5 protein-coding genes are annotated in these 4,253 nt (G+C 77.1%); 3 read left to right on the top strand and 2 right to left on the bottom strand.

Translation table 11 applies throughout. The features are described from left to right. On the bottom strand, positions 1-221 hold a 221-nt coding region (locus LPA27_RS19065), incomplete at its 3' end, for an SDR family NAD(P)-dependent oxidoreductase (RefSeq protein WP_228943549.1). Positions 222-477: 256 nt separating this feature from the next. Between LPA27_RS19065 and LPA27_RS19060 the strand changes: the two genes are divergently transcribed. Beyond that, a complete protein-coding gene (locus LPA27_RS19060) occupies positions 478-1,191 on the top strand; it encodes a hypothetical protein (RefSeq protein ID WP_056864803.1) in 714 nt (237 codons plus the stop codon). A 166-nt stretch (positions 1,192-1,357) separates the two neighbouring features. Next, entirely contained in the window at positions 1,358-2,914 is a 1,557-nt protein-coding gene (gene mptB / locus LPA27_RS19055; protein WP_228943547.1) for a polyprenol phosphomannose-dependent alpha 1,6 mannosyltransferase MptB, read from the top strand. On the opposite strand, the gene LPA27_RS19050 is transcribed toward mptB, so the two are convergent. Beyond that, positions 2,836-4,014, bottom strand: coding sequence for a fumarylacetoacetate hydrolase family protein (locus tag LPA27_RS19050; protein WP_228943545.1), 1,179 nt, complete (start codon positions 4,012-4,014; stop codon positions 2,836-2,838). The genes mptB and LPA27_RS19050 overlap by 79 nt on opposite strands. On the opposite strand from LPA27_RS19050, the gene LPA27_RS19365 reads away from it, so the two are divergent. Continuing rightward, positions 3,961-4,253, top strand: a 293-nt coding sequence (locus tag LPA27_RS19365) for a DUF4032 domain-containing protein (RefSeq protein WP_324251281.1), incomplete at its 3' end; no start/stop codon positions are given. The genes LPA27_RS19050 and LPA27_RS19365 overlap by 54 nt on opposite strands.

The following is a 4,253-nucleotide window of genomic DNA, read 5'->3' as shown; positions in this document are numbered from 1 at the left end:
CGGTCGAGCGCGGCGGGGTCGCGGGCGGCCAGCACGAGGCGGGCGCCACGGGCCGACAGCCGCCGGGCGGTGGCCAGGCCGATGCCGGAGGAGGCCCCGACGACGAGCACGGCGGGGCGGGCGGCGCGGTGGTCGCCGCTCAGGCCGCCGGTGCTGGCCGGTGACGGGCGCCCGGGGGCCTCGGTGGAGGGGCCGGACGAGGGATCGTGCGTGGGGTGCATGCGGACCTCCGCACGAGGGGACGGGTCGTGCCCGACGCTACCCGCGTGCGCCGCGGCCTCCCCCGCCCCGAGGGGTGGGGCCGGACGCGACGGGGCGGAGCCGGACCAGACCTCGGGGCAGCGACACGCCGGCGGCACCCATCCGCGACGCCGACGGCTCCGAAGCAGGGTCAGTCACGCCTCCGTGGCCCGGATCACACCCTCCTCGAAAGGCCGTCCTGTGAACCTCCCTCGCCTGCGTCGCCCCACCCCCTCCATGGCCGTCTCCGTGATGGCGCTCGTCGTGGCCATGGGCGGCACCTCCTACGCCGCGGTCAAGATCAGCTCCGAGGACGTCGTCAACAACTCGCTGACCGGCCAGGACATCAAGAACGACTCGGTGGCCTCGATCGACGTCAAGAACGGCACGCTGCAGGCCAAGGACTTCCGCGACGGCACCCTGGTCCAGGGCCCGGCGGGTCCCGCCGGCGCCGACGGGGCCGACGGCGCGGGCCGCTGGGTGCTCGTGGGCGCCGACGGCAGCATCGTGGACCAGTCGGGCGGCTTCTCGATCGTGGCGGCCTACCCCACGCTCCCCAACACCGCGCCCGCCGGCTCGCCCGACAACAGCCTGCGCGCCAACGGCAACGTCTACATCAGCGCCGGCGACGACATCTCCGACAGCGGCCTGGTCGCCACGATCTCCCTGCAGAACACGGTGGACCAGAACGGCGACGGCGTGACCACCGGCCGTGCGCCCGGCGCCGACGCCAACCCGGAGTTCTCCGGCGAGATCTCGGTCAGCCGCTGCAACGTCGGCGCGCCGACCACCCCGCCCTCGGGTCCGACCAACTGCGCGCCCACCGGCGCCCAGAACGCCCAGAGCTTCGTGGTCTCCCCGCGCAACAGCGACGGCTCCGTCACCACCGACGGCACCCGCAAGCCGTTCTACGTTGTCCTCACCGAGGCCCCGGTGCCCGCGGGTCGCTGACCCCCGGTCCCACCTGCACGACCCGCACCACCCGCACGACCCGATCGACCACGCAGGACCCCCGGCGACCCCGCGGGGAGCGAGTTCGGCTGACGTTCACCGACCGCTCCTCGCGGGGTCGACCCGTGTGCGGGCGGCGGCCCTCCGGGCTCCCTAGCCTGCGCTGGTGCTGACTCGAGGGCTCGCCGGCAGCCTGCTCGTGCTCCTGGGGGGCCTGGTGGTCTCGACGCTGCCGGCCAGCTCGCCCGTGCTCGACGCCGACGCGCTGGTGGCGCTGCGCGCGCACCCGGCCGGGCGCATGCTCGGGCTGGCCGTGGTGCTCACCGGTCTGGGGCTGCTCGCCGCCTCCTGGCTGCGCCTGTGCCGTCGCGTCGCGCTGCCCCACGGTGAGAGCACCGCCGACCGGCTGGCGCTGGTGCGCCACGCGTGCGTGGTCTGGTCGGCACCGCTGGTGCTCGCACCGCCCCTGTTCTCCCGCGACGGCTGGTCCTACGCCGCCCAGGGCACGTTGGCCCACCTCGGGCTCTCGCCCTACGAGCACGGCCCGTCGGTGCTCTCGGGCCCGGTGGTCGAGGCCGTCGACCCGATGTGGCTCGACACCCCGGCGCCCTACGGGCCGCTGCCGCTCGCCCTGGGCGACCTCGCCGCCGCCCACACCGGCAACCCGTGGGTGCTGGTGGTCGCCCACCGGGGCGTGGCGCTGGTGGGGCTGCTCCTGCTGGCCTGGGCGGTGCCGCGGCTGGCCCGCTGGAGCGGGGTCGACCCCGCCCTGGCCAGCGCGGTGGTGCTCGTGTCGCCGCTGATGCTGGCCAACGGCGTGGGAGGCCTGCACAACGACCTGCTGATGGTCGGCCTGATGGCCGCGGCGCTGGTGGTGGCCGCCGAGCACGGCTGGGCGGCCGGTGCGGTGCTGGGCGGCCTCGCCGCCGCGGTCAAGGTGCCGGGCGGCCTGGTGTGCCTGGGCGTCGTCCTGGTCGGGCTGCCCGCGGCCGCGGGGGCGCTCGAGCGGGTGCGCCGCGCCGCGGCGGTGGCCGGCGTCGCGGTCGGCGTGCTGGTGGGGCTCGGCGCCGTCACGGGGCTCGGTCTGGGGTGGGTCGCCGCGCTCGGGGTGCCGGGCACCGTGAGCACCCCGCTGTCGTCGACCACGCTGGTGGGCGGCGCGCTCGACCGTGTCGCCGGACTGGTCGGGCTCGGCCCGGGCCCGCTGGACCTCGTCGACGTGCTGCGCACGGCGGGCACGCTGGCCGCCCTGCTGCTGGGCCTGTGGGCGCTGCTGCGCCGGCCCGCGGGCGACCGCGCCTCGGCGGTGGCCACGGTGGCCCTGGTGGTCGGGGCCACGGTGGTCCTCGGCCCCGTCGTGCACCTGTGGTACTTCCTGTGGGCCGCGCCCTTCCTCGCCGTGCTGCGCCTCGACCGGCTCGGGATGGTCGCGCTGCTCGCGGCCTCCACCGTGCTCGGGCTGGTCGCCCCCCTCGACTCCTCGCTGCACGGCGCCTACCTGGCGATCGTGCTGGGCTGCCTGCTCGTGGCGGCGCTGCTGCCGGTGCTCCTGCTCACCCGCCGCGCCCGCGCCCGGCTCGGGCGCATCGCCCACGCCAGCCCGGCGCGCGCGCCCGCCCGGGGTGCGGGGCCCACGTCGGGCGCTCAGCCCGCGGCGGGAGCGACGGTGCCGCGCACCTCGCCGAGCGTGATCCGACCGCCGGTGGTCGACGGCGCGGAGTAGCGCAGCACCACCTCGTCGCCGTCCTCGAGGAAGCCGCGCCCCGCGACCTCCACGCGCCCGCCCCGGGTCAGCTCGAGCAGGCAGCCCCGCTCGTCGTCACCGGGCCCGCTGATCGTGCCCGAGGCGAGCAGGTCGCCGGTGCGCAGCGCGGCGCCGTTGGAGGTCAGGTGGGCCAGCATCTGCGCGGGCGCCCAGTAGGTCGTGGCGTACGACGGCCGGCTCACCACCGTGCCCGCCACCTCGACCTCGACCTCGACGTCGAGCCCCCGCGGGGTGGAGCCGTCGGCGTGGCGCAGGTGCGGCAGCGGGGCGGGCTCCTGGCCCGGGAGGTCGCACCAGGCCGCGTCGAGCGCCGCCAGCGGGGTCACCCACGCCGAGACCGAGGTGGCGAAGGACTTGCCGAGCATCGGACCGAGCGGCACGTACTCCCACGCCTGGAGGTCGCGCGCCGACCAGTCGTTGACGCCCACGACGCCGAAGACGTGGTCGGCCAGGGCGTCCACGCCCACCGTGCTCCCCAGGGCGCTCGGGACGCCGACCACGAAGCCGAGCTCGGCCTCGAGGTCCAGGCGCCGCGTGGGGCCGAAGGCCGGCCGGTCGGGCTCCTCGCGGGAGGGACGACCCTGGCCGCGGGGGCGGACGACCGGGGTGCCGCTGACGACCACGGTGCCCGCGCGGCCGTGGTAGCCCACCGGCAGGTGGCGCCACTGCGGGGGCAGCGGGTCCTGACCGGGCCGCAGGATCTCCGCCACGCGGGTGGCGTGGTGCTCGGAGGCGTAGAAGTCCACCAGGTCGGCCACCTCGAAGGGCAGGTGCAGCACGACGTCGGCCAGGTCGTGGGAGGGCGCGACCCCGGTGGCGGCCAGGTCGCGCACCTGCTCCCGGGTCTCGGCCCACACCGCCGGCCCCAGGACCATCAGCGCGTGGAGCGACGCCGTCGCGAGCTCGGGACGCCCGGTGGCCTCGGCCAGGTCGACCACCCGGTCGCCCAGCCGCGCCCCGACGCGGCGCGGACCGCCGTCGCGGGAGAAGACGCCGTAGGGCAGGTGGTCGAGGCCGAAGCCGTCCGTCGCGCCGTCCCCGGCGCCGTCGGCGCTCACAGCGCCACGCCCAGCTCGCGCAGCGCCGCGCCGAGGGCCTCGACCTCGGTGGGGGAGGCCAGGTCGGCGCCGGTCAGCCAGCGTCGGGCCCCCGCGAGCCCGTCCAGGCCGACCAGCGCGGCCGCGTCGGCCGTCGTGAGCGCCTCGACGACCTCGCCGCGCGAGGCGCGGGGCAAGCTGGAGCCGGCCGAGGTCTTCCACGAGATCCTCGAGCACCGGTGGTACCTCTCCGAGCAGGC

Origin of the sequence: Nocardioides sp. Leaf374, from assembly GCF_916862475.1 — a bacterium.
GTDB classification, from domain to species: domain Bacteria; phylum Actinomycetota; class Actinomycetes; order Propionibacteriales; family Nocardioidaceae; genus Nocardioides; species Nocardioides kribbensis.
This window is presented reverse-complemented; position numbering and strand designations above follow the sequence as displayed.